Source organism: Paenibacillus sp. FSL M7-1046, assembly GCF_038007405.1.
Classification (GTDB): Bacteria; Bacillota; Bacilli; order Paenibacillales; family Paenibacillaceae; genus Paenibacillus_AQ.
On record NZ_JBBOXB010000001.1, the window covers coordinates 4494955 to 4518763 of the forward strand.

At 47.5% G+C, this 23809-nt stretch carries 25 protein-coding genes and 1 pseudogene; 15 read left to right on the forward strand and 11 right to left on the reverse strand.

The genetic code is table 11. The annotated features are described in order from the left end of the window. Nucleotides 1-14: 14 nt before the first annotated feature. Both NYE29_RS19705 and NYE29_RS19710 read right to left on the reverse strand, forming a co-directional pair. On the reverse strand, nt 15-713 hold the full coding sequence (locus NYE29_RS19705; protein ID WP_076113805.1) for an ABC transporter ATP-binding protein: 699 nt from the start codon (nt 711-713) through the stop codon (nt 15-17). Nucleotides 714-799: 86 nt separating this feature from the next. Then, nucleotides 800-1339 (reverse strand): PadR family transcriptional regulator, encoded by a 540-nt coding sequence (locus NYE29_RS19710; protein WP_340897144.1) that lies wholly within the window; start codon nt 1337-1339, stop codon nt 800-802. An 84-nt stretch (nt 1340-1423) separates the two neighbouring features. On the opposite strand from NYE29_RS19710, the pseudogene NYE29_RS19715 reads away from it, so the two are divergent. Next, a pseudogene (locus tag NYE29_RS19715) lies at nt 1424-1539 on the forward strand (DNA alkylation repair protein); the annotation flags it as partial. Between the two features lie 54 nt (nt 1540-1593). On the opposite strand, the gene NYE29_RS19720 reads toward NYE29_RS19715, so the two are convergent. Both NYE29_RS19720 and NYE29_RS19725 read right to left on the reverse strand, forming a co-directional pair. Further along, complete coding sequence (locus tag NYE29_RS19720) at nt 1594-2922, reverse strand: sugar phosphate nucleotidyltransferase (protein ID WP_340897145.1); 1329 nt, start codon at nt 2920-2922, stop codon at nt 1594-1596. 14 nt (nt 2923-2936) lie between these two features. Beyond that, nucleotides 2937-3752 carry a DUF6492 family protein gene (locus tag NYE29_RS19725; protein ID WP_340897146.1) on the reverse strand — a complete coding sequence of 272 codons (816 nt, stop codon included), beginning with the start codon at nt 3750-3752 and terminating at the stop codon, nt 2937-2939. A 207-nt stretch (nt 3753-3959) separates the two neighbouring features. Here NYE29_RS19725 and NYE29_RS19730 point away from each other — a divergent pair, with 207 nt between their 5' ends. Next, nucleotides 3960-4715, forward strand: a complete 756-nt coding sequence (locus NYE29_RS19730; RefSeq protein WP_340897147.1) for a YheC/YheD family protein — start codon at nt 3960-3962, stop codon at nt 4713-4715. A 138-nt stretch (nt 4716-4853) separates the two neighbouring features. Here the strand turns inward: NYE29_RS19730 and NYE29_RS19735 are convergent, their stop codons facing one another. Further along, nucleotides 4854-5639, reverse strand: coding sequence for a helix-turn-helix transcriptional regulator (locus NYE29_RS19735; RefSeq protein ID WP_340897148.1), 786 nt, complete (start codon nt 5637-5639; stop codon nt 4854-4856). A gap of 139 nt (nt 5640-5778) precedes the next feature. On the opposite strand from NYE29_RS19735, the gene NYE29_RS19740 reads away from it, so the two are divergent. The 3 genes from NYE29_RS19740 (at nt 5779) to NYE29_RS19750 (ending at nt 8900) form a co-directional block, all read left to right on the forward strand. Continuing rightward, the gene (locus NYE29_RS19740; protein WP_340897149.1) at nt 5779-6552 is read left to right on the forward strand and encodes a sugar phosphate isomerase/epimerase family protein; all 774 of its coding nucleotides are present in this window, start codon (nt 5779-5781) and stop codon (nt 6550-6552) included. Between the two features lie 29 nt (nt 6553-6581). Then, on the forward strand, nt 6582-7601 hold the full coding sequence (locus NYE29_RS19745; protein WP_340897150.1) for a Gfo/Idh/MocA family protein: 1020 nt from the start codon (nt 6582-6584) through the stop codon (nt 7599-7601). 225 nt (nt 7602-7826) lie between these two features. Continuing rightward, complete coding sequence (locus tag NYE29_RS19750; protein ID WP_340897151.1) at nt 7827-8900, forward strand: LCP family protein; 1074 nt, start codon at nt 7827-7829, stop codon at nt 8898-8900. Nucleotides 8901-9004: 104 nt separating this feature from the next. On the opposite strand, the gene NYE29_RS19755 is transcribed toward NYE29_RS19750, so the two are convergent. Beyond that, complete coding sequence (locus NYE29_RS19755) at nt 9005-9658, reverse strand: GntR family transcriptional regulator (RefSeq protein ID WP_340897152.1); 654 nt, start codon at nt 9656-9658, stop codon at nt 9005-9007. Between the two features lie 173 nt (nt 9659-9831). On the opposite strand from NYE29_RS19755, the gene uxuA reads away from it, so the two are divergent. The 3 genes from uxuA to uxaC are packed head-to-tail and all read left to right on the forward strand — an operon-like array spanning nt 9832 to nt 13938. Then, on the forward strand, nt 9832-10908 hold the full coding sequence (uxuA, locus tag NYE29_RS19760) for a mannonate dehydratase (protein ID WP_340897153.1): 1077 nt from the start codon (nt 9832-9834) through the stop codon (nt 10906-10908). Then, nucleotides 10909-12516 (forward strand): mannitol dehydrogenase family protein, encoded by a 1608-nt coding sequence (locus NYE29_RS19765; protein ID WP_340897154.1) that lies wholly within the window; start codon nt 10909-10911, stop codon nt 12514-12516. It abuts the gene before it with no gap. Nucleotides 12517-12534: 18 nt separating this feature from the next. After that, nucleotides 12535-13938, forward strand: a complete 1404-nt coding sequence (gene uxaC, locus NYE29_RS19770) for a glucuronate isomerase (protein WP_076113795.1) — start codon at nt 12535-12537, stop codon at nt 13936-13938. Between the two features lie 37 nt (nt 13939-13975). On the opposite strand, the gene NYE29_RS19775 is transcribed toward uxaC, so the two are convergent. Continuing rightward, a complete protein-coding gene (locus tag NYE29_RS19775; protein WP_038595168.1) occupies nt 13976-14569 on the reverse strand; it encodes a hypothetical protein in 594 nt (197 codons plus the stop codon). A gap of 248 nt (nt 14570-14817) precedes the next feature. Between NYE29_RS19775 and NYE29_RS19780 the strand changes: the two genes are divergently transcribed. After that, a complete protein-coding gene (locus NYE29_RS19780) occupies nt 14818-15642 on the forward strand; it encodes a MerR family transcriptional regulator (protein ID WP_076113794.1) in 825 nt (274 codons plus the stop codon). Between the two features lie 26 nt (nt 15643-15668). Further along, nucleotides 15669-16679, forward strand: coding sequence for a serine hydrolase domain-containing protein (locus NYE29_RS19785; protein WP_076113793.1), 1011 nt, complete (start codon nt 15669-15671; stop codon nt 16677-16679). Here NYE29_RS19785 and NYE29_RS19790 read toward each other — a convergent pair. The 3 genes from NYE29_RS19790 to NYE29_RS19800 form a co-directional block, all read right to left on the reverse strand. Beyond that, nucleotides 16661-17536 (reverse strand): effector binding domain-containing protein, encoded by an 876-nt coding sequence (locus tag NYE29_RS19790; protein WP_076113792.1) that lies wholly within the window; start codon nt 17534-17536, stop codon nt 16661-16663. The two genes, NYE29_RS19785 and NYE29_RS19790, sit on opposite strands and share 19 nt — an antisense overlap. 20 nt (nt 17537-17556) lie before the next feature. Then, the gene (locus NYE29_RS19795; RefSeq protein ID WP_256718250.1) at nt 17557-18672 is read right to left on the reverse strand and encodes a C45 family autoproteolytic acyltransferase/hydolase; all 1116 of its coding nucleotides are present in this window, start codon (nt 18670-18672) and stop codon (nt 17557-17559) included. 104 nt (nt 18673-18776) lie between these two features. Then, entirely contained in the window at nt 18777-18977 is a 201-nt protein-coding gene (locus tag NYE29_RS19800) for a hypothetical protein (protein WP_076113791.1), read from the reverse strand. Between the two features lie 203 nt (nt 18978-19180). Between NYE29_RS19800 and NYE29_RS19805 the strand changes: the two genes are divergently transcribed. The 5 genes from NYE29_RS19805 (at nt 19181) to NYE29_RS19825 (ending at nt 23234) form a co-directional block, all read left to right on the forward strand. Then, entirely contained in the window at nt 19181-19471 is a 291-nt protein-coding gene (locus NYE29_RS19805; protein WP_076113790.1) for a MazG-like family protein, read from the forward strand. Nucleotides 19472-19574: 103 nt separating this feature from the next. Then, the gene (locus NYE29_RS19810; protein WP_076113789.1) at nt 19575-20795 is read left to right on the forward strand and encodes a GAF domain-containing sensor histidine kinase; all 1221 of its coding nucleotides are present in this window, start codon (nt 19575-19577) and stop codon (nt 20793-20795) included. Nucleotides 20796-20972: 177 nt separating this feature from the next. Further along, nucleotides 20973-21299, forward strand: a complete 327-nt coding sequence (locus NYE29_RS19815; protein ID WP_076113788.1) for an ArsR/SmtB family transcription factor — start codon at nt 20973-20975, stop codon at nt 21297-21299. A 32-nt stretch (nt 21300-21331) separates the two neighbouring features. After that, nucleotides 21332-22621, forward strand: a complete 1290-nt coding sequence (locus NYE29_RS19820) for an arsenic transporter (protein ID WP_076113787.1) — start codon at nt 21332-21334, stop codon at nt 22619-22621. A 103-nt stretch (nt 22622-22724) separates the two neighbouring features. After that, nucleotides 22725-23234, forward strand: a complete 510-nt coding sequence (locus NYE29_RS19825) for a hypothetical protein (RefSeq protein ID WP_340897155.1) — start codon at nt 22725-22727, stop codon at nt 23232-23234. A 13-nt stretch (nt 23235-23247) separates the two neighbouring features. Here NYE29_RS19825 and NYE29_RS19830 read toward each other — a convergent pair whose 3' ends face one another. Further along, nucleotides 23248-23688, reverse strand: a complete 441-nt coding sequence (locus NYE29_RS19830) for a hypothetical protein (RefSeq protein WP_340897156.1) — start codon at nt 23686-23688, stop codon at nt 23248-23250. Nucleotides 23689-23809 lie beyond the last annotated feature (121 nt).

A 23809-nucleotide genomic window follows, 5' to 3' on the forward strand; every position in this document is an offset into this window, starting at 1 on the left:
ATTTTCCTCCCAATCTAAGCATTATCGGTCAACTGAAGATATAGATCTTCCAGTTTTTCAGCATGATATTGCTGCAACAAGTCTTCCGGTTGTCCCTCAGCAATGATTTGTCCGTTGTCCATCAAAATCAAGCGATCAGCGATACGGGATACTTCCTCCATATCATGAGAGGAGAACAGCACAGTCACTTTGTTCCCGGCAAGCCGCTCAATCATTCTTCTAATTTCTTGACGTGCCCGGGGGTCAAGCCCAGCCGCTGGTTCATCAAGAACAATTAAATCGGGATTGTGTATCGCAGTGACTGCAATGGCAAGCCGCTTTTGCTGTCCGCCGGACAAACGGGCGGCTGGTGTTTTTCCTGCATCTGCTAAGTTGCATTCCTCCAGCTTGTTTCGTATTTGCGCCTTGCTTAGCTTCACATGATAAAGTGCCGCAAAAAGTGCAAGATTCTCTTCAGCTGTGTATCCTTCAAAAAATGGAGTCGATTGGAGCTGCACACCTATATGCGCACGGTAATCGTCCCTCCAGCGTGTGATGTCGCCGGAATCCGGCTGCAAAATCCCCAACAGCATCGCCAAGGTGGTTGATTTTCCGGCTCCGTTTGTGCCAATCAGAGCAAGAACTTCTCCTTGCCTGATTTCCAGGTCAATTCCCTTTACTACCTCACGGTTACGGAATTGCTTGTGGATCCCTTTGGCTTCAATGAGGTTCATTCTTTCCACTCTCCTTTACTTCACATTGTTTATTCATCGTTGAGTATAGGGGCATTTTTTTCTCCCTCAGTTATGAGGGAGAGTGTTTATTCCTGCGTATCCAAAAGCGCCAGCGCCTTTTCAACAAAATCCTGCTGCTGCCGGATAATGGCGAACATATTATCCATGATCAACATGACCATTGGAGGGATGTTATGCTGCATGGCTGCATCTTTGGCTTCAAAACCTTGCTTCACAGCGTCGTATTCGTCCTGTAGAGTGCTGCGCTGCTGTTCTAATGCTCTTCGGCATTCCTCCGGCGGCAGTTTTTCATAAAAGGATAAACCGGAATACATCTTCGAAGGGTATAGCACAGAAGAAGCTTTTAGCGCATCGCTGATCAGCTCCTGCAGATACTGTTTTCCGGATTCAGTAATGGTGTAAATCGCCTTTTGGCGATGCCCGGTCTGTTCAATGCTTGTGACCGCAACATAACCCTCCAGCTCCATTTTTTTCAGTGCATGATAAATAGAACCGATCAGCACCCCACCCCAGCGTTCCGCATCTGTCATCTGCAGCCCCTGCTGCACATCATAACCAGACATAGGCTGAACATTCAGCATTCCAAGTACAAGTAATCGTGTCAACCGTGTTCCACCTCCATTACTCAACGTTGAATATTGTATAATGACTATTTGACTCTGTCAAGTTGATATGTAATCCAGTTATACAAGCATGACGGATATTATGTGAAAATGGCCGTCGCCTGGGCAGTTTCAATGGGCTATATCAAACTGCCCGAGGCAACGATGGCCTACTGGAAAAGAATTCATTGGATGATTTCACCGAACGGATGATCTCCTCAAAATGCGACAGCGTTTTCTAACCCTCTCATCCCTGATTACGAGTCGTAGATTCTATCGTCATCATCATTCTCTTCTTCGAGAGTCCGTATCTCAATCAGTTTCATGGCGGTGAAAGCCCTGATTCCATGCCGATCTCCCCGAACCATTGTAAATATCTCACCTGTGCGGGCCGCAGCAACCGATCCGTTCAGAACGACTTCTCCGTGACCGGACACTATCATCCAGCTCTTGCTGGAATGAAGACAGGGCATTTCAGCCAGGGCATGGTCCGGCAGCAGGGACAATTTAATTGTAAGCACATGCCCCGAACCGCTGGTTGCCTCGTCCAGCACGGTAAAGCTCCCCCATTCAGTTTCCCCATACCTCGGTGCAGCGGAAACGTCTTGGAGGATTTCTTTAATGGCATTTGCTTCTGCTTTGCCGGCAATCAGAATGCCCTCGGGACTTCCTACGGCAACTATGCCGGGCACGCCGATCACATGCAGCGGAATGTTCAATTCATTGACAATATGGGTATAACCCGACTCTCCCCAAATGCCCCCTGCACCAATTACATGATGATTCAGCTGGGCAGTCAGTGTTTCCCAGCTTCCCAGATCACGCCACTCGCCTTCATGCGGCAGCACGACGGCTTTGCTGCTGCGCTCAGCCACTTCCTTGTCAAAGCTGCGGACCGGGAATCCGGGGTAGGCGTCTGTAAATGCGGCAAGGTCAATAGGCAGCCCCATTTGCTCCAGATGCGACAGCATAAAGCGCAGTGAAAAAGCAAAAACTCCACAGTTCCATAACGCATGTTCCCGTAACAGCTCACGGGCTCTGGAGATGACCGGCTTTTCTTCAAAAGAAATGACGGGCGAATAGGCGGAAGTCGTCCCCTTTCCCGGGACAATGTAGCCGTACTGGTCCGAGGGATGGGTGGGCCTTGTCCCAAGCAGAACAAGGTCTGCCTGTGAGGCGGCCAATGTATCCGTGAACTGATGAAATAAACGGAAGAACGCATCATCCGCAAACATATCCGCCGGAGCCACGCAGAGGGTATCTTCGGGTTTAGCTTTTCCGGTGGAGTGCAAGTAGAGCGCCCCAAGCGCGGCGGCAGTGAAAGTACCGCGCTTATAAGGCTCCCCGATTACCGGGTATCCGTTTCCGGTATACCGCCGGGTCAGTGCCATTTGATCCTTATGCGTCACGAACAACGCCGATTCACCCAGTCCGCAGTGATTGAGCTGGCGGCATACCCGTCCAAGCATGGACTCTGTGCCTCCGCCCGGTGCAGGAAGCAGCTCTAGAAACATTTTGGAACGGATCCGTCCGGACAGCGGCCACAGCCGCTGTCCGGAACCGCCGCATAAAAGAATGGTATGCACGGCTGTCTGCCTCCTTAATGCTTAGGTGGAGTGGAATATCCTTTACGCTGATGGAAGGAAAGCGAACGGTAGGTACGGGCATACTTCTGAATCTGCGCTTTACCCAGAGAAGCGGCTGAGGTTTTCAGAGACTTATTGTTGGCATTTTTTAATATCACAGCGGCGCTGTTTCCGCTGTAGACATAATTGGCATAGGTTTCAAATTCGGAAAAGCCGAACTGTTTCTTCTTGTCGATACTGCGGATAATGGCGGCATGCCATGACATCCCGTGCCGGGCTTCGATTTTTCTTTTAAGTCCGGCCAGTTTTGCTTTCTCAAACAGCATGTAATGGGTAACAAAGGATTTGGGTGAAGGGGCGGCAGTACCCAGCAGCTTCCGGTAGGTGCGGAAATATTCCGGCTGGCTCCAGTTGCGGTAATAAAAGATACTCTTTCCCCCGGTACGGAACCGGTGGGGACGAATCAGCACCGTATCGGCATCAATGACCAGAAAATGACTCTCCCGGCAAATATGATCACCGTTCATTTTAAGCAGCTGCTGATACAGCCAGCCGGAACGGTTCCAGCGGGAGGAAGAATAACGGATGTCCTTTTTAGTAAACGGCAGAACGGTGGACTCATTGACAAAGATACAGTTTTTGCGTAAGCACAGATTTCTGATCTTGCTGCTGTTCGGTGAGACAATATAGATATTGCTGATGGGATGGCGGACATAGCGGCGAAGACTGTCGATCACATGAGGGAGGGTCGCCAGGTCCTTTTCAATCGCCGGAATAAGGACATCTATCGCGGGACCGCTAATACTTAAGCCTGCTGAGGTTGCTGACATAGTTTCATCTCCATGCACAAATTGACATGAGCGTCTGCACTAATGTATGCCGCGAATTCACTTCATGACCGGGCATAGATCACCGTAAAGATAATCTATTCCTTACGGGATAGATGCTTAATTCAGCGGGGCCTCTTCTGCATAGGATGCAGTGACTATGTAAATCAGGGAGGGAATTCATCCCATCTCAGACAGGAGAGTGCATGAGTGAAGGCAAAACACGCTAACTTACCGCAGAGCAAATGGCTCAAGACCAAATTGCTGCTGCGCAACGCTTCGATCAGGCCCTTTATTCCGGACACCCGGAAGTTCAGCAAACGTAATCTGGAGCAGATGATCCACAGCTATGGAATGATCTATGTCAAGCCGGAACGGGGAACCTATGGCAACGGGGTCATCCGCGCGGAGCGGGGGGAACGGCAGGGCTTTACTTACCAGTATGAAGAAACCGTCCGTCATTTCGACAGCTTTGAGGCCTTTCACAAAAGTCTGGCAAAGAAGACTGGCGGCAGGAGTTATTTGATTCAAAAAGGGATTCACCTGCTGAAGCATAACCGGCGTCGCTTTGATATCCGGGTGATGGTACAGTTAAGCCCCAAGGGCGTATGGGAAGCTACCGGGATTATCGGACGGCTCGGGCATCCGGGGAAAATAGTGACGAATTACCATAGCGGCGGCAAACCCATGGCGATTGAGAAATTGCTCTCGACCCATCTTTCGGAGCGCAGGCTTGCGCAGCTGACAGAGGAATTGAATAGACTGGGCACCCGCATGGCGGCTCATATGCAGAAAACCTACCCCCGGATTCGGCAAATTGGTGTAGATGTCGGTTTGGACCGGTCGCTGACGCCATGGATTATTGAAGTGAACATGAATCCCGATCCCTATATCTTTAATCAGCTTAAGGATAAATCCATGTATAAAAGAGTAATGAGGTACCGGCGTTTTTACATGGGGAAATAAAGCTTTCGCATCAGGAGTACCCGCTGCCGTTTGCAGAGGCTCAGTGACAACTGAGCCTTTTTGGTGTCTGGCGGGCGACGTACAGAACAACAGAGCAGTAAAGTGTCCTTGCCCGTAATACCTACCAGCGGCTCACTCTCATTTCAAGCGGTATTCTAACGGAGAGACGCCGAAGTGAGCCCGGAACACCCGATGAAAATAAGAGTAGCTGGCGAAGCCGCAAGTTTCGGCAATATGCTCCAGCGTCAATTCACTGTATTTGATCTGTTCTACAGCCGCTTTGAGCCGGATCTCAATCGCATATTGAATCATGGTTTTACCATAATGCTCCTTGAACAGCCTTACTGCCCGCGACAGGCTAAGACCGGCATAGCCGGCAGCTTCCTCAAGCTTAAAGGTGACCGTGGCATGCTCTTCAATAAACCGCTTGAGCTTCAGGGTTGCCGTACCCTTCCGGTCCGCCTGTACATTTTCAGTAATCGCTCTGTCAATATACAGGCAGAGGCTGCGCAGCAGCACATCCTTCAGCTCGGTATCCTCTTCAAGCGAACCGCGCCGTTTCTCCAGCAGCAGGTTGCGCCATAAGCCAATCAGCTTGTCATCCAGGCCAATCCGGTTAGCTACCGGACGGTTCCTCCGTTTCCACCAGGCGTCAATCCAGGGGCCTTCGCAGAACAGATAATAGTCTCCGCTGGACAGGCGTCCCTTATGGTCCGGTTCCTTCACTGTTAGCTGGTAATCGTCGCCTGGCCGGAGCAGCAGCAGATCACCGCCACTTAGGGTGTACTCTTTGCCGTGTGAAGTCACTTCACAGGAGCCTTCGGTCTGCAGCCGGAACAGGTAATTCTGTAATCCGCCCTTCAGATTGTGGCTAAACGACTTATAGTGATATGAGTGATCGCAGATGAGCAGAGACGTATCCACGAATATGACCCTCCCAACGAATTCAGAGCAAATAGTTCATGTTCTGTCGATATTGTATATGTTCATTTTAGTCTGTATTCCACTAGAATGATACCAGAGAGAACAATAAAATTTTAAGTAGACAGAGGTGCTTGTTATCATGAACAAGATCAATATCGGGTTGCAGCTGTACACGCTCCGTGATCTAACCGCTTTGGATTTCGAAGGAACACTCCGTAAGGTGGCGGAGCTTGGTTATCAAGGCGTTGAATTTGCCGGGTATGGAGATATTCCTGCTGAACAAATGAAGTTGCTGCTTGATGAGCTGGGTCTCCAAGGATTCAGCAGTCATGTTTCGCTGGAAGCCATGCGTAAGGATCTGCAAAAAGAGATTGATTATCTCAAAACTATCGGTGCAGCGTATATGATCTGTCCTTTTCTAATGCCCGAGGATCGTCCTCAAAGCAGTGAGGAGTGGAGCAAATTGTTCTCCGAGCTGCAGGAAATAGGAACTGAAGTCAGTAAGCAGGGATTGATCTTTGGTTATCACAACCATGATTTTGAATTTATAGGACAGGCCGGAGAACATAACGCATTTGATGGCATGTTTATGCAAACCACACCGGCTGCGGTTCAAGTGGAAATGGATGTGTGCTGGGTTCAATTCGCTGGACAGCATCCGATCGAGTATATCCACAAATATGCCGGACGTCTGCCGCTTCTCCATCTGAAGGATTTCAGTACAGACGAGCAGGGTCAGATGATAACGCTTGAATTGGGACAAGGTTCCGTTAATCTGCCTGCGGTTATTGACGCCTCAGCGAAAGCGGGGGTGCAATGGCTGATCGTGGAGCAGGATGTCTGTCAGAACCCGCCGCTTGAAAGTATATCGAACAGCTATAGCTGGCTCAAACAAAACTATTTAAACCAATAATAATCCATTACTTAAAGGAGCTATTTAACATGAAAAAAATCAAAGTTGCTGTATTCGGCTGCGGCGCCATCGCCGAGCGCAGACATATTCCAGAGTATGCAGCGAGTGAACACGTAGAGCTGGTTGCTTTTGCAGATCCTATCATGGAGCGCGCCGAGAAAATGGCCGAAACCTATGGCGGCAAAGGTTATGCCAGCTACGAGGAATTACTGGCTAATGAAGAAGTGGATGCGGTCAGCGTATGTACGCCGAACTATCTGCATGCTTCAATGGCTATTGCGGCGGCCAATGCAGGCAAACATGTTCTGGTGGAAAAACCCATGGCATGCTCCGCTGAAGAAGGTGAGCAGATGATCGAAGCTGCCCGTAAAAACGGAGTGTACCTGATGGTTGGACATAATCAGCGTCTGATGCCGCCTCATGTGAAGGCCAAAGAAATTCTCGACTCCGGCAAACTGGGCAGAGTGCTCACATTCCGCACGTCCTTTGGGCACCCGGGTCCGGAGGGCTGGAGTGTAGACGGTGCAGACAGCTGGTTTTTCCGCAAAGAAGAAGCAATCATGGGCGCGATGGGCGACCTGGGTGTACACAAATCAGACTTTATCCGTTATTTGCTGAACGACGAAGTCTCCGAAGTTGCCGGCTTTATCAGCACTTTGCACAAAGAAGGCACGGAAGTCGATGATAACGCAGCCTGCATCCTGCGTATGAAGAGCGGCGCCATCGGAACACTGGTTGCCAGCTGGACACAATACAGAGGCGGAGACAACAGTACCGTGTTATGGTGCGAGCATGGCGTGATGAAGATTGGTACTGTAGAGGGTGACGAAGTGATCGTAGAGCTTACGAATGGTACGGTCGAGACCTACAAAGTGGGCGCTATGGCGACCAATGAAAAACAAGTGCCGAGTGGTGTCATTGATGATTTCGTGAAATCCATCGTAACGGATACACCTCCGGCGATCTCTGGGGAAGAAGGTCTGAGATCCCTGAAAGTTATTTTGGCTGCATTCGAATCCCAGAAGACGGGGCAAATGGTCAAGCTGTAATTATTTTCACACATAAGCAAATAGTTCAGGTTACAAATGATGGAAACCGCAGCCGGTTTAGCTGCGGTTTTTGTATGCCGGAAGGCTATTAAATCAACAACTTGCCTGTGAAGAGTATTTTGTTAAAGGCACAAGCGGTCAGCTTGATCTCTGCCATTTTTTGAGCATTAACACCGGTCTATGCTATAATTCCTTATACTAATGAGAGTAAACAGGAGGAAGGGAATGCAAGAACGAAGCAAGAGAAGGAAAGCGCAGCGCAGCAAATCACGTAACCGCAAAACGCTGCTTAGCGTGACCGCTGTGCTGGGTACGTGTCTGATCGCTGGAGCTGTTTATGCAGGAACTTTGTATTATAAGGCTGAACGGGCACTTGACCGGATTTCGGCATCGGGAACGACTCCCAGTGAAACGGCAAGTCCTGCATCGCCTATGCCTGGAGCTTCGGCCGAGGCTGCGGATGCCGTGGATGAGAATAAACCGCTCACGTTCTTACTCGCCGGTGTGGACAACCGGAGCGGCAGCGGAGGGACGCTGAATACGGATGTGCTGATGCCGGTGGTCTATGAGCCTGTGAGCAAAAAGCTGTCCATCCTGTCCATCCCCCGTGACATGAAGATCACAAGCAGTGATATCGGCACGCATAAGGCCAATTATTATTACGCTTATTATTACTCACATAACAAAGGTGAGGATCTAAGCAAGACCAAGGAGTTCTACAGCAGCATTCTGCAGGTCGACATTGACCATATGATTCTGGTTAATTTTGAGGCGTTCAGCAGCATAGTGGATGAGCTTGGCGGACTGGATATCGATGTGCCGATGAATATGCGCTATGTGGATAATGCGGACGGAACGAATATTAATCTGACTAAAGGGATGCAGCATTTAAGCGGCAAGGAAGTGCTGGATTTCGTCCGTTACCGCAAGTCGAACCGGGGAACGGCTGAATCCTCAGATATATCCCGCAATGAGCGGCAGCAGGAGGTCTTGAACCTGATTCTGGGCAAGCTGGATTCTGTTAACGGGCTCGCTCAGCTGGGGGATATCATCGACATCCTGGGGGAGAATATCCGCACCGATATCGACAAGGTTCAGCTCCGTGACTGGATTCTGAATTATAAATCCATGAAGCCTTCATCCAGTGAGCTGATTACACTGGATTCGGTCTGGAAGAGCCCTTATGTCTATGCCAAAGAAGAGGATCTGCTGGTGAAGCTGCAGAAATTTCGCGAACCGCTGGGTCTGCCTGCGCTCGACAAGCAGCAGCTGCTTCATGATTTTGGAATTACGGATTAGGCTGGAGCACGATACATAGGTTTCACTATGCTTGGTCCATGTACGAACAATAAAGAGCTGTCTCCACAGTAGAGGTTTCTACTGTGGAGACAGCCCTTTTTCATTTATGTTCTGATGTACTCCGAGAAGTTCTCCTGCAGGTATAGCGAATTGATATCCTCCCGCAGATGGTGATGAATCAACGCCTCAATGGACTCGGTTTCCTTTTGCATCATGTATTCAAGGATACGCTGATGCTCATTCCAGATTTCCTCAAGCTTCTCCGTTCTCAGCATGTGCAGTCTGCGGTATCTTTCATAATGCACATTGGACTGCTGAATCAGATTCCACAGGAACTCCCGGCCGGCTAACCTGAACAGGGCAGCGTGGAATGCATCGTCCAGGCGGAGAAACTGCTCTGTGGCCGATTCTTCATGGATGGCGGCTTTCTGCTGCTGCAAAATATCTTTCAGTTCATGTACGCCTTTGAGTACAAGATGAGTGGACAGATATTTGATAATCTCTTTTTCCAGAACACTTCGCAGGTAAATAATCTGTTCGACCGACTCCAGGTCAATATAAGAGACCAAATTGCCCTTTTTGGGATAAACATCAATGTAGGACTCCCGGCTGAGCTGTTTCAGCACATCGCGTAAAGGTGTTCTTGATATCTGAAACCGTTCGGACAAGGCGGTCTCACTTAGAATGGTACCGGGTTTCAGCGTCAGGGTAAGAATTTCGTTCTTTAGCGAATTCATAATTTCTTCTTTAATTGACATTGTACTCCTGCTCCATTGTCGTTTTTAAGACCTAGTATACATCATTGTAGAGGTTTATTAAAGTAAACGATAATGTTTTCGAAAGATATATTGACAACTTAATGGCTGTATTTTATGATCAAGGAAATCTTGTATACAAGATACTAGAGGTAAAATCAGAGGAGGTTCTATCAATGAACATGACGTGGAGATGGTATGGTGAAGGCAATGACAACATTACGCTTGACCATATCCGGCAGATTCCGGGGGTTATGGGTATCGTCTGGTCTTTGCACGATAAAGTAGCCGGTGAAGTGTGGGAAATGGAACGGATCCAGGAAGTGGCGGATCAAATCACTGCCAAAGGCTTCAGCACAGCTGTGGTGGAGAGCGTCAACGTTCATGATGATATCAAAATCGGCCTGCCGTCCCGTGATAAATATATAGATATTTATATCGACACGATCCGCAAATTGTCCAAAGTGGGCGTAAAAGTCATCTGCTATAATTTCATGCCTGTATTCGACTGGACCCGCACAGAGCTGTACAAGGAATTGCCGGACGGCTCCAATGCCCTCTTTTATGAAAAGGCTGCCATTACCAATAATCCGCGTGAGATGGTGGACCGGATTCTGAAAGGCGCCGGACAATTCACAATGCCGGGCTGGGAGCCTGAGCGGCTGGCGAAGCTGGATGAGCTGTTCGCAGCCTATGCAGATGTTACGGAAGATAAGCTGTTCGAGAACCTCAAATACTTCCTGGAACGCATTATTCCGGTATGCGAGGAAGTGGACATCAAGATGGCGATCCATCCCGACGATCCGGCCTGGCCGATCTTTGGCCTGCCGCGCATTATCCGCAACCGGGAAATGATCCGCAGGTTCCTGGATTTGGTGGACAGTCCCTACAACGGTCTAACCTTCTGCACAGGATCGCTGGGCACGAATCCGGAGAACGACCTGCCGGCGATGATCCGCGAGTTCCATGACCGTATTCATTTTGCCCATATCCGCAACGTGAAGGTGTTTGAGAACGGTGACTTTATAGAGGTGTCGCACCGCGGGCGTGATGGCAGTGTGGATGTGGCTGAAGTTGTCAAAGCCTATCATGAGAATGGATATACCGGTTATGTGCGTCCGGACCACGGGCGGCATCTATGGGGCGAAGAGAAAAACTGCCGTCCGGGTTACGGCCTATATGACAGAGCCATGGGCATCATGTATCTCCTTGGCGTATGGGACAGTCTTGACAATGTCAAGGGGGCGAACTAAATGCTGCGCTTAAGCCGAAGCAGTATCTCTGATGAAGCAGCCTGGAAGGCTGCGGGTGTAGAGCTTCCGCGCTTTGACTTTGATCAGGTGGCGAAGAATACACAGGTGAAGCCGGAATGGGTTCATTTCGGTGCAGGCAACATCTTCCGCGGATTCGTGGCGAATGCCCACCAGAAGCTGCTGGACAGCGGCAAAGCGGACACCGGGATCATCGCGGCGGAAACGTTCGATTTTGAGATGATCGATAAGGTCTACAAGCCATACGACAATCTGACACTGCTCGTGCTGATGAACGCACGCGGTGATTTCCAGAAAAAGATCGTCAGCAGCATTGTTGAGGGAATCGCAGCCGACAAGAACCGTGAAGCGGATTACCGCCGTCTGACTGAGGTGTTCGAGAATCCCAGCCTGCAGATGGCCAGCTTCACCATTACGGAGAAGGGTTACTCACTGACAGGCCCGAACGGACAGTATCTCGGCATCGTGGAAAAGGATATCGCAGGCGGGCCGGAGCAGCCGGTGCATGCGATGAGCATCGTGGCTTCCCTGGCCTACCGCCGCTACCTGAAGGGCCAATACCCGATGACCTTTGTGAGCATGGACAACTGCTCCCACAATGGCGATAAGCTGAAGAACGGTGTCGTGACCATTGCCAAAGAGTGGGCCGGCAAGGGACTTGTCGAAGAAGGATTTGTGACTTATCTGGAGGACGAGCGGCTAATCGCCTTCCCGCTGTCCATGATCGACAAAATTACGCCGCGCCCGTCCGAAACGGTCCAGGCGGCGCTGCTGGAACAGGGAATCGGCGATATGGATGTCATCGTCACTTCCAAGAATACCTATACAGCCCCATTCGTAAACGCGGAGATCAGCGAATATCTGGTGATTGAAGACAAGTTCACGAATGGCCGTCCGGCGCTGGAGGAAGCAGGGATTATCTTTACCGACCGCGATACAGTCAACAACGTGGAGACGATGAAGGTAACAACCTGCCTCAATCCGCTGCATACCGCGCTTGCCGTATCCGGCTGTCTGCTTGGCTACACCCTGATCGCCGATGAGATGAAGGATGATACGCTGCGTAAATTCGTGGAAATAATCGGCTACAAAGAGGGATTGCCGGTCGTAGTGGATCCGGGGATTCTCAGTCCAAAGCAGTTCCTGGACGAAGTATTGACAGAACGCTTCGCCAATCCGTTTATCCCTGATACCCCGCAGCGGATCGCGACCGACACCTCACAGAAGGTGGGCATACGGTTTGGAGAAACCATTAAATCGTATATCCGCCGGGAGGATCTTGATCCGGCGCAGCTGACAGCTATCCCGCTGGCGATTGCCGTCTGGTGCCGCTATCTGCTTGGAGTAGATGATGAAGGCAAACCTTTCACATTGAGTCCGGACCCGCTGCTTGAGGTGCTGCAAGGACATTTGCAGGGAGTTTCACTCGGAGCTACCGCGGTAAATGTGCGGCCAATTCTTGAAGACGGGCAGCTCTTTGGTGTTCGGCTCTATGACATCGGCCTTGGGGAGAAGATTGAGGGTATGTTCCTTGAAATGCTGGCCGGCCCGGGAGCTGTGCGGAGCACATTGGAGAAATACCTGAAATAAGGGTAAAGGAGCATAAGGATGAAGCCTTTTATTCATGAGGATTTTCTGTTGCAGTCAGAGGAGGCCCGGATACTCTATCATGAGTATGCGGAAGCTCTGCCTATTATCGACTATCATTGCCATCTGGACCCGAAAGCCATTGCCGACAATAAACGCTTCAATAATATTGCCGAGGTCTGGCTGGGTGGAGACCACTATAAATGGCGTGCACTGAGAACATTCGGGATCGAAGAGAGATATATTACCGGCAATGCCTCTGATGAAGAAAAGTTTGCCAAGTGGAGCGAGGTGCTTCCCTATACTGTCGGCAACCCGCTGTACCATTGGTCGGCGCTGGAGCTGAAAGCTTACTTTGGCGTAGAGGAGCAGCTGAGTCAGGACAACTGGCGGAAGATCTATGACCACTGCAACACCTTGATTGCCCAGGACGGCTTCACGGCCCGGGGGCTGATTACCCGTTCCAGGGTGAAATGGATCTGCACGACGGATGATCCGGTGGATGATCTGCGGTACCATGAGCAGATTGCCGGAGACAAAGAGTTCAAGACCGGGGTGACGTCGACCTTCCGGCCGGATAAGGCACTGCTGATTGAAGCGGAATCCTTTCCGGGTTATGTAGCAAACCTGGAGCAGACCGTAGGGTATGCCATCACCTCCTATGAACTGATGGAACGCGCGCTGCTGGAGCGAATTGAATACTTTGACCAGCAGGGCTGTATGATCTCTGACCATGGCTTCTCACACCTTCCTTATGCTGAGGCGCCGCCATCTGTACTGGAGACGATCTTCAGCAAGCGGCTGAGCGGCGAGACCTTGAGCAGACTGGAATGCGATCAGTACGCAACAGCGTTGTTCTTAGCCATGGGCCGCAAATATGCCGCCCACGACTGGGCGATGCAGCTGCATATCGGTGCGATCCGCAATCCGAACACACGCATGTTCCGGGAGCTTGGTCCGGACACGGGCTTCGACATCATCGGTGACCGCAGCTACGCGGACAACTTATACAAGCTGCTCGACGGGCTGGACCGGACCGGCGAGCTTCCCCGGACCATTCTCTACAATTTGAATGCAGTGCAGAATGATGTGCTGGCTGCGATGGCGGGGTCTTTCCAAGGCGAAGGAGTCAAAGGGAAGATTCAATTCGGCTCCGGCTGGTGGTACAACGACCAGAAGGACGGAATGATCAAACAAATTACTTCCTTATCCAATCTGGGGCTGCTCAGCTGCTTTGTAGGGATGCTGACAGACTCGAGGTCTTTCCTGTCCTATACACGTCATGAGTATTTCCGCCGGATTCTGTGCAACCATATCGGCGGCTGGGTGACCAGCGGGGAGGCCCCGCGGGATCTTTCATTCCTTGGAGGCATCGTTCAGGATATTTGCTACCATAATGCCAACCGCTATTTTCAATTAACCTGATAAAGATGATAATTTTACAGTCGAAGAACTGCAAAAGCTACCTGTTCCGCTTGAAATAGCGCAGAAGAAACAATCCGGTAATGAGGCCTACACCTGCTATCCCCGCAGCAATCCAGAGGTGCCGGCTGTCTCCAGCTTGTCCGGCTGCTGGTTCAGCACCGGCATTGGCGGCACTTGCAGTCGAAGGACTTTCAGCGGCTGGACTCACGGTAGGACTAGGTGATGGGGAAATGCTGATTTCTTTATCCTTCAGAAACTCCAGGTCTACGTAGGCGTCCGAAATCTTTACGGAAGGGGAACATAACGGATTTTCCCACTTGCCGTCCTTTTGCCTCAGAAAAAAAAGATAATCACTGCCTTCTTCGCTGGGGCCGTTCATCGCACCCCAAGTCATATTTTCGTCAACGACAAGGGAAGGTTCCGTGATCGTTTTGAAACTGCGTACTACCGTCATATGGATTTGGTTGTTGGAGCTGATTTGCACGACATCCTCCACATGTCCAATGACGACTCCATCGTATGTATCATAGGCCGCTTCCATGGAAAGCAGTTGTACACAGGATAAGGCTGATGTGCTTGGGGCGGGCAGGAACAGAGTGAACAACAGAACGAGCAAGGCTGCTTTTCTCATAAGGAACACCTCCGGGTTACCTACCAAACGTTCCCAGTGGCTAAAAGGTTGCATTTCATGTGATGCGCAAATTCCTGCGGATTCAGGGAGACAGCCCCGGCATGTACCTCTGGTGCAAGCAATATTTCAGACTGACGAGGTGCAGAAGCCGTTAATTCCGGTCTCTGCGCCTTTATTATTTTGTAGTTGACTTTGCCCTTAGGGGAAGGTGCATAGTGGATACAAATACAAGGAATGGAGGGGACGGCTTGCTGTCGATTGGAGACTTCTCGAAGATATGCGAAGTATCTACAAAAACGCTCCGATATTATGATGAAATGGGATTAATTAAACCTGATGAGATTAATCCGGAAAATGGCTATAGGTATTATTCTATCAGGCAGCTTAAAAAGATGCTCTTTATCAACCGTTTGAAATCCTATCATTTTTCACTGGAAGAAATCAAAGCTCTTCTGGACTGGGAAGAGGATCAATCCGATGAGAAGCTTCGTTCTGCCCTGGATCGCAAGAAAAGAGAAATAGAGGACAAGCTGAAAGCTTTTGAACAAACACTGCAACAAATAAGCAACGATATTTTAAATGTAGAGAAGGGCCTGCCGATTATGTCCTATATGGACGATATTGAAGTGCAACTTGTTGAAACCCGGCCAATAAATATGCTTTATATGCGTCAGATGATGAGCAGGGATGACTATGCTTTTGGATACGGAAAGTATTTTAGCAGGTTATATGAGAGGATTGCGACTGAAAAACTCACCTCGCTGGGTACACCCATGACAATTTATCACAGCGCTGAATACAATCCGGCCAGCAATGATATCGAGTTTGCCATCCCGGTAAAAGAAACGGTAAACGGAACGCGTAATCTGCCTGGAGGCCTGTGTGCGAAGTCTGTTTTAAAGGGATCATATTCGGAATTGACTTCGGTCTATGCCAAGCTGAGGGAATGGATAGAGAATGAGGGCTATGTAATGGTGAAATCACCCTATGAAATTTATGTAACCGACCCTTATCAAGGCACCGGTCCTGAGGATCACGTTACCGAGATATATTTTCCTGTAAAGAAAATTTAAAAACGTCTTGTAGAGAGGTGTCTATCATGCAAAGAAACTACTGGCCCACTTCAGAATGGCTGCAAGCCCCAGACCCGGCAACCTTGAGGAAGGATGCTGAGAAGCTTACAGCGCTTGATCCAATCATTAAATCGGAGTACAGCAATATAAACGGTATTGTTGTTGTGAGAAACGGATACATGGCTTATGAAAGCTATTATAACGGCTATGGCCCGGAGGATACGCATCATGTAGCCTCTGTAACGAAAAGTGTCATATCTGCTCTCGTTGGCATTGCCATAGATGCAGGATATATTCGCAATGTAGACCAGAAGGTGCTCGATTTTTTCCCTGAATATGCTCAAGGTGCTGATAAGCAGAAACAAGAAGTCAGCATTCGCCATCTTCTCACGATGACGGCTCCCTATTCATTTGAGGACTGGCAAGAACCGCTCGACAAGATGTGCATGCAGCCTGACTGGGTAAAATACACTTTGGATCTGCTCGGCCAACAAGGTAGTATTGGAACCTTTAAGTATTCCACCGCAGGGGCACATCTGCTTTCCGCTATCCTCACTCGCAGCACAGGAAAAAGTGCCCGTGAGTTTGCCAACGAATGTTTATTTAAACCCATCGGGATGAAAGAAATTCCGGATTATGAAATGAAATCGTTCGGCTTTGAGGATCTATTCGGGGAAAATGTGAAGGGATGGGTTACAGATCCGAACGGCAACTCCACAGGAGGCTGGGGACTTACACTAAGTCCCCGTGATATGGCACGTTTTGGTCTCCTATATCTGAACGGTGGCATTTGGGACGAACATGAGGTTGTTTCGGGTGCATGGACCCGCGAATCCACAGCAATGAACCCTAATAAGTACGGCTACCTATGGTGGTTACGCCAAGAGGATGGAGTTTCCGCATACTTAGCTATGGGAGACGGCGGCAATGTCATTTGCTGTATTCCAGAAAAAGATCTAGTCGTAGCCATCGCATCAGAATTCATGATGAATCCCCGGGATAGATGGACACTGATTAATTATTTAATCGGAAAATAAATATCAATCTGAGATTCGGGGTTATCCGCGCCTAGAAACCGTTCAGAATAGCATTCGAAATCATCCCTGGCAGCCAGTTCTACATCGCTTGCAGACAGCCAAGCTCCCCAGATATACTGATAACTTTGAAACAATGAGTATACCTTTCCAGTGTGTGTGAATCGTGCGTATTTTCCTCCGGGGAACTTTTTATAACACATTTTATCTGGAGCAAGGCTTGGTTCGTTTACTTCTATTCCGATAAATTCGCTTGTTTGGCTCTGCTCACTGAACGAATCAAATGTACAGCCTTGTGCAGACTCAAAGATGCCATAACGGCAGGAGTCAGGAAGCGCATGATGGATTTCATGAACCCGAGACTGGAAATATTCCCACTTACTAACGCTTTGATTGTTTGCAACACTAGTTTGAAATCGTATGCCAACGAGCTGTTTGGGTTCAACATCGACAATTTGCGGCCGCAGCGTAATAGAATTACACCGATGCTGTATTTCAGGTTTAGTGATTTCCCTGCGGCTGCCAAGGATGGTCTCTACACGGTTTTTGCGGTATTGATTCGGTGTCATATGATACTGGGATTTAAAGGCCCGGCTGAAAGCTTCATGGGATTCAAACTGCAGAGAAACCGCAATATCTAAAATTCTTTTATTAGTGTATAGCAATTCCTTCGCGGCCTGTGTCAGTCTTCTGGAGCGTATATAACTTCCTGCGGTTTCTCCCATCATTGCTTGAAAAAAACGATGGAAATGATAATACGAATAGGAGGCTGCTTTAGCAACATCAGTAACGGAGATAGCGTTATTTAGATTGCTTTCAATAAAAACCAATGCTTTTTCCAGTTGCAGCCTATAGTCCATAGCAGCCTCTCTTTCTCAAATTATAAAATATTATAAAAGTTTTTTGGTGTCTGTTCGTAAGGAAGCTGTACAGAAAATTCCATATCCTTCTGTGAAGCGAAAGTAAACAACTGCCAATCATTCTGCTGTGGGGAACCAAAGGTCATTTCCACTTGTCCTGCTGTAACATCAAAAATCATAGAACGCAGTGTGCCGAAAAAGTCTCCGTAGTAGTGGCAGCATAACCCATTTGGATAGGGTGAAGATAGCAATTGTTTTATATCTGTTTTCGTGAATTTTTCCCTTGCGTGGCTAAAGTGGACAATAAGGTCGTTTCTAATCATGGAATTTTCTAGGATCACTTTCTCAAAGGACTTTAGCTCAGTAAGTACTGCGTGATTGGTAGCACTTAAAAAAGATTCTTCTGTTTGGCCATCCAGTAACTTATTCGCCTTGTGTCCATCAATACATTCAAACAAGGCTATTTCACCACTTTTATCGGCAAGCATCAAATTCATGTTGTACCCGATGGGAACCTCCATGCAATAATTAACTGCTTCCTTAACGTTTTGGCAATTTTCCAGAATTCCGCGAATTACAGCCCAGAACTGCAGGCCGCTTACTTCCGCCTTCTGTCCGCCCTCAAAATTACCGACAGGCATTCCGCAGGAGGCTTGGGCAACGGCGAGGCCACATTCATTCATCCCATCACCGCGACCAAATAGGTTAATCATAGAGCCGAGATGCTTGTATTTACCAGTTGGTTGAGTATAGCTAAAGCAAAGCTCCTCCATCACATCGGAGAACTCATAATTCCTCGCAAGGATAGTATGTCCTTCCTGTGTTTTGGCAGGCATTGCCGCAATCAAGCTGCATCCGCGTTCTAAATAGGTCATAGCGTAAAACAATGCTTGACCGCGTTCAATACCAACGGTATCTGCGAATCCTTGTATTTCTTCATTGATACCGCTGCAATATTGATCCAATAGTTCAGTGATTTCCTCTAATTTCTTTTGAGGGTACACTTTTGGAGGGAGCAACATAGCTTTGAGCATTTCCGGTTTGGACAACGCCCATTTACCAAGCAATACGCCAATTTGATAACTGTCTCCTTCAAAGGTTTTATAATACGCTGTAGTTTTTTTCAAAATAGTCACCTTACCTTTCCTGTTTTACTTTACAAGAAAGGAAATAATTGATTTTGATATTTTCTGCTGTTTTAGGTTTTTTGCATGATACTGTTTCAGCTTGCTCTTAGCGGTTACAGGAACTTCCTTAAAGTGTTCAGCCGCTTGATTCCTTCCGTGCCGGCCCATCCTCCGGCACTTGCCAAGAGGACATTGTGGAAAAGCTTCAACGCTATAGAATAGGTCACGGTCCCAAGGATAATTTCGATGACAAAGAAGCGCAGGATATCGCCGGAGGTTATAATATAGACTTTGAATTCTTGGTTATGGGTCATGGATTAATCACCGTCTCTTCAGGGTTTATGTAACTAAATATGCTTATTTTAGGTTGTCTAATGCCTAAAATCACCTATTAACCGCTAACGCTGTCATGTCCTTGTTCCTTGTTGCAAACTTTTGTTCTGCGGGATAAATGGTATATATTATATTTGAGGAATAATTGAATGTTTTTATTTGAATAAAGGTGAGGAGCAGGGGAATGAACACAGCGGAGTTCCAACAGTACGTAAGAGAATTTAGTGAAGTGAAAGGTTTTGACAGGAGTACCATTGAGCAGCGGATGTTGTACTTGATGACTGAGGTTGGTGAGTTGTCGAAAGAGGTGCTGTCTGTGTCCTTTCATCCCGATGCCGAGAAGAAAGAGAATCTCGGTTATGAGATGTATGATGTGGTGTGGAACATCTTTGATTTAGCTAACAAGCTGGACATTAATCTGGAGGACGCCTTCAATCGCAAGAAGGAAATCAATGACAACAGAAACTGGGAATAATATGGGGAATGTATCTCATTTGCATAGAATGTGATATTGTTAACAGCGGTGTGAAATGTGTGTGGTCTTGGAATTAGCAGGACTAGAAGGGACGAACGGCATTATGTTAAAGACAGAATTTATTGATGTATTGTCGGTTATTTCCATAAAGTTATATGATTCGGCTGCCAACGTTATGGATACAGCAAGCAAGTTAATCCCCGCAAATACCTTCTGCATCGCGAATCTGGATAGTCTCTCTACAAAGGTGATGAAAGCATACAACCGGGACAAGCTCATCTTGGGAGAGGGCCTGGTAGTAGACAATGAGGAGTCTTACTGCGCGCTGGTGACGGAGCATGCCCAGGGCCCGCTGCTTATTAACAATAATCTTACCCATCCGTTAACCAAAGACATGGATGCGACTCAATTCGTAGGCGGTTGTTCGTTTATCGGAGTTCCGATCCGTAATGAAAAAGGCGAGTTTTACGGTTCGCTTTGCTCTTTTGACCAGGATTTCTATCAGTATCAGGAACGGGATATTGAATTATTGCTTTCTTTGTCAGCCTTTTTCACCGTACTGCTTGAAATGGAGTCAACGCTCATACAGCTGAGAGAGGCTGAAGAAATAGCTGCGCAGGTGCTGGAGGACAAGAATAATCTGCTTGCAGTGCTCAGCCACGAAATTCGTACACCGATGAATGGTGTCATTGGCATGGCAAGCTTGCTGGAGTCTACCGAGCTCTCCGAGGAACAGTCCATATACGTCGATGTCATCGAGAAGAGTGGCAGTAATCTGCTCGCTATGATGGATCAGATCCTGGATTATTCCAAAATGGAGGCTGGCACAATGACGCTCGACAACAGCCCGTTTATTGTCCGTGATGTCGTGGGCCAAGTATTGCAATTATTCTCTACAGAAGCAGAGAAGAAGGGCCTGAAATTGTCGGCCGTTTTCGATAGCGAGGCCAATCCCAAACTGCTGGGAGACAGCAATAAAATCCGTCAGGTCTTGACCAACCTGCTTGGGAATGCACTTAAATTCACGGAAAACGGTGAGGTTTGCCTGTCAATCCGGAATCAAGCTGCCCCAGAGGGCGGGGTCATCGTTACTTTCGAGGTAAGGGATACCGGGATCGGCCTGCCGGCTGAACAAATGAACAGTCTGTTCCATTCCTTCTCGCAAATTCATGATAAAATAACTCCGGGCAAATTTGGCGGTGCGGGATTAGGACTCTCAATCTGTAAGCAACTTGCCGAATTGATGAACGGGAGAGTATGGCTTAAGGATTCGTGTGAACAGGGAAGCTGCTTTGTATTCGAACTTCCATGTGCAGTCGCGTAATAACTTGTATATCAACTTAAATTGCAAATAGATGATCTTACTCATCCGCAGCGCTTGTGCAGCCTCAAGCGCTGCGGATGAGTATTTGTGATGTCCTGTCCGGACCGAGGTTGCTTAATTCTAAATAGCGTTTTAGAATATAAGTAATGACTTATATATTAGAAAGGAGAAACCTGCATGGATGTTCTAAATGAACTCGTGGATGATCTGAAGCTGCTGGGTGACAAAACACGTCTCTCTATGCTTTCGTTATTGAAAGAACGGGAGTGGTGTGTCTGTGAATTCGTTGAACTATTTGATATTTCACAGCCCGCGATCAGTCAGCACTTGCGCAAACTCAAAAGCAAAGGACTGGTCAAGGAACAGAAAAGAGGGCAATGGGTTCATTATTCCCTGAATATCAAAGACAAGCCGCATATTCAGGCTATTCTTGAGTATACGCCGGATTCCAAAGAGATTCTGGCAAGGCTGAACAAGGTGTCTGGTACTGTCTGCTGTGACTAAATAGAGATCATACATAAACGGGAGGGTCAGACTTGGTAATACTTGCAATTCTTATATTTTTGCTCACATTGGTTTTTGTTATTTGGCAGCCCAGGAACCTGTCTATCGGCTGGTCGGCCTGCGGAGGTGCGATTCTCGCTTTGCTGGCAGGTGTAGTCAGCTTTAACGATGTTCTCGATGTTACCTTAATCGTGTGGAATGCTACACTGGCGTTTGTTGCGATTATTCTGATTTCCTTAATCCTTGATAAGGTTGGGATCTTTGAATGGGCTGCCCTGCATATGGCGAGAGCTGCACGAGGGAATGGAACCCGGATGTTCATCTATGTCACTCTTCTTGGGGCGGTAGTGGCTGCATTTTTTGCCAATGACGGAGCGGCGCTTATCCTGACACCTATTGTCCTGGCCATGGTCCGTGCGCTGAATTTTGATGAGAAAAAGGTCTTTCCCTTCATCATCGCCAGCGGCTTTATTGCGGATACGACCTCATTGCCGCTGGTGGTAAGCAATCTGGTCAATATCGTATCGGCGGACTTCTTCGGAATCAGCTTCATGGACTATGCAGGGCATATGCTGATACCTACACTGTTTTCTTTGGCAGCAAGTACCCTGGTGCTATACCTCTTCTTCCGTAAAAGCATCCCGCGTAACTTCGACAGCTCAGAGCTTAAACATCCGCAAGAGGCGATCGAAGACCCAAAAATGTTCAAACTGTCCTGGCTTGTGCTTGCGATTCTGCTGGTTGGATACTTCGTCAGTGAATTCCTGAACATTCCGGTTTCTGTGGTGGCTGGGATTATTGCGATCTTTTTCCTGCTCATGGCCAGAAGAAGCTCTGCTATTTCAACGATGGAAGTAGTTAAGGGCGCACCATGGGCGATCGTGTTCTTTTCTGTCGGGATGTATGTTGTTGTGTATGGATTGCGGAATGCCGGGTTAATGGATATACTAGCGGATTTGATTCAGGTTGTTGCCGATCAGGGGGTATTCGCTGCCACAATGGGGATGGGCTTTATAGCCGCTGTCATTTCATCGGTAATGAATAACCTGCCTACAGTCATGATTGACGCACTGGCTATCGACGCCACACATACCTCCGGAATCATTAAGGAAGCTTTGATATATGCCAATGTCATCGGCTCAGATCTAGGCCCGAAGATTACGCCGATCGGATCACTGGCCACGCTGCTGTGGCTGCATGTGCTCTCGGGCAAAGGTGTGAAAATCTCCTGGGGCACATATTTTAAGACCGGAATTATATTGACGATTCCTACATTGTTTATCACTTTAGTGGGCCTCTATTTAAGATTGACTCTATTTTAAACCTAAACTATATTGCATTGCGCCTATGGAGCGACCCATGGCCTGAATTCAAATCGAACAGTACAATCGAGTCTGTGGGCGCTTTTGTTAAGTGGGGATAACTATGAACAACTATATAATATCTTTTACAAAAAAGTTTGATTACTTTTTCGGGCAAAAAGAAATCGCGAATCTTATTTATTTACATGATGAGGGTGATAATGAGCGATTAGATCATGTCCTTTTTCTTGAGAAAGATAGTGGTGATGTCATAGGTTTGTATATAAGAGGCATGAACCCGTTATTCTCAGTGAATAGAATTTACGATTTGGATGATTTTAATTTATTTGCAAGTTATGAAGGGTTAATTGAATGTAAGGAAAATTTTAAACTCAAAATAGAGTATGTAGGTATGTTTTTTAACACTCAATACAACGAATTATTGGGTTTCTATTTGGCGAATAATGATGCATCCAGTTCTATATTCATATTATTTTTACAAGATGAAATTTATATGGAAAAGGATTGTAGCAGATACGAGGTTAGTAGGGTACTTGAAAAAAGGTTTTCGACTGAAGGTTTTATAACATACGAAAAAAAATGTGAAACTGACTGGGAAAAAATAAGCTTCTGACCGGAAAAAAATGCTAATACTCGCGTTTAAAATCTTCATAAATTGCAAATGCATTGGCTAGTATCTCTTTCAGATCTTCGTAATCACGGAATATTGGCCTTCTGACTTTGTCTTTTTCTAAACCATCTAGTTGTTCTTTTAATATCGCCCAAGTCCCGCCAATCTTTAATTCAGAACATTTCCATACAGACCATAAAAATTCAGCAGCACCATATTTTAATGATATTTTAAATTGATATTTACTATCGCCTATTGTTTCTATTATTTTGTAAAATTCTTCTTTTTTGTTGAAAGTGCAGTAGTACCCTAAATGCTGAATAATATTTACTACTATATCAGTTTCATAATTTTCGAAACTTTCGTTAGCATCGAAATGATACTGTTTAGACAAATCCTTATATCTTTCAATGAAATTAATTTTTACTAAAGCATGCTCGGAAGCCTTATCTAACATCGTTACTCCTCCCTGAACCTAGTTTCAATACCACAGTATTTTAGCCAAATCGATGTAGTGCGTAATCAATGTTTTCATTGTAGAGCTGTCTCAGCTTTTCATCAACAATAACAAATTAAAG

Excerpts from the sequence above, each read along its gene's own strand:
- NYE29_RS19705 (WP_076113805.1), bottom strand. The coding sequence starts at position 713 with ATGAACCTCATTGAAGCCAAAGGGATCCACAAGCAATTCCGTAACCGT.
- NYE29_RS19725 (WP_340897146.1), bottom strand. The coding sequence starts at position 3,752 with ATGTCAGCAACCTCAGCAGGCTTAAGTATTAGCGGTCCCGCGATAGAT.
- NYE29_RS19740 (WP_340897149.1), top strand. The coding sequence starts at position 5,779 with ATGAACAAGATCAATATCGGGTTGCAGCTGTACACGCTCCGTGATCTA.
- NYE29_RS19745 (WP_340897150.1), top strand. The coding sequence starts at position 6,582 with ATGAAAAAAATCAAAGTTGCTGTATTCGGCTGCGGCGCCATCGCCGAG.
- NYE29_RS19750 (WP_340897151.1), top strand. The coding sequence starts at position 7,827 with ATGCAAGAACGAAGCAAGAGAAGGAAAGCGCAGCGCAGCAAATCACGT.
- NYE29_RS19755 (WP_340897152.1), bottom strand. The coding sequence starts at position 9,658 with ATGTCAATTAAAGAAGAAATTATGAATTCGCTAAAGAACGAAATTCTT.
- uxuA (WP_340897153.1), top strand. The coding sequence starts at position 9,832 with ATGAACATGACGTGGAGATGGTATGGTGAAGGCAATGACAACATTACG.
- NYE29_RS19765 (WP_340897154.1), top strand. The coding sequence starts at position 10,909 with ATGCTGCGCTTAAGCCGAAGCAGTATCTCTGATGAAGCAGCCTGGAAG.
- uxaC (WP_076113795.1), top strand. The coding sequence starts at position 12,535 with ATGAAGCCTTTTATTCATGAGGATTTTCTGTTGCAGTCAGAGGAGGCC.
- NYE29_RS19775 (WP_038595168.1), bottom strand. The coding sequence starts at position 14,569 with ATGAGAAAAGCAGCCTTGCTCGTTCTGTTGTTCACTCTGTTCCTGCCC.
- NYE29_RS19785 (WP_076113793.1), top strand. The coding sequence starts at position 15,669 with ATGCAAAGAAACTACTGGCCCACTTCAGAATGGCTGCAAGCCCCAGAC.
- NYE29_RS19790 (WP_076113792.1), bottom strand. The coding sequence starts at position 17,536 with ATGGACTATAGGCTGCAACTGGAAAAAGCATTGGTTTTTATTGAAAGC.
- NYE29_RS19800 (WP_076113791.1), bottom strand. The coding sequence starts at position 18,977 with ATGACCCATAACCAAGAATTCAAAGTCTATATTATAACCTCCGGCGAT.
- NYE29_RS19805 (WP_076113790.1), top strand. The coding sequence starts at position 19,181 with ATGAACACAGCGGAGTTCCAACAGTACGTAAGAGAATTTAGTGAAGTG.
- NYE29_RS19810 (WP_076113789.1), top strand. The coding sequence starts at position 19,575 with ATGTTAAAGACAGAATTTATTGATGTATTGTCGGTTATTTCCATAAAG.
- NYE29_RS19815 (WP_076113788.1), top strand. The coding sequence starts at position 20,973 with ATGGATGTTCTAAATGAACTCGTGGATGATCTGAAGCTGCTGGGTGAC.
- NYE29_RS19825 (WP_340897155.1), top strand. The coding sequence starts at position 22,725 with ATGAACAACTATATAATATCTTTTACAAAAAAGTTTGATTACTTTTTC.
- NYE29_RS19830 (WP_340897156.1), bottom strand. The coding sequence starts at position 23,688 with ATGTTAGATAAGGCTTCCGAGCATGCTTTAGTAAAAATTAATTTCATT.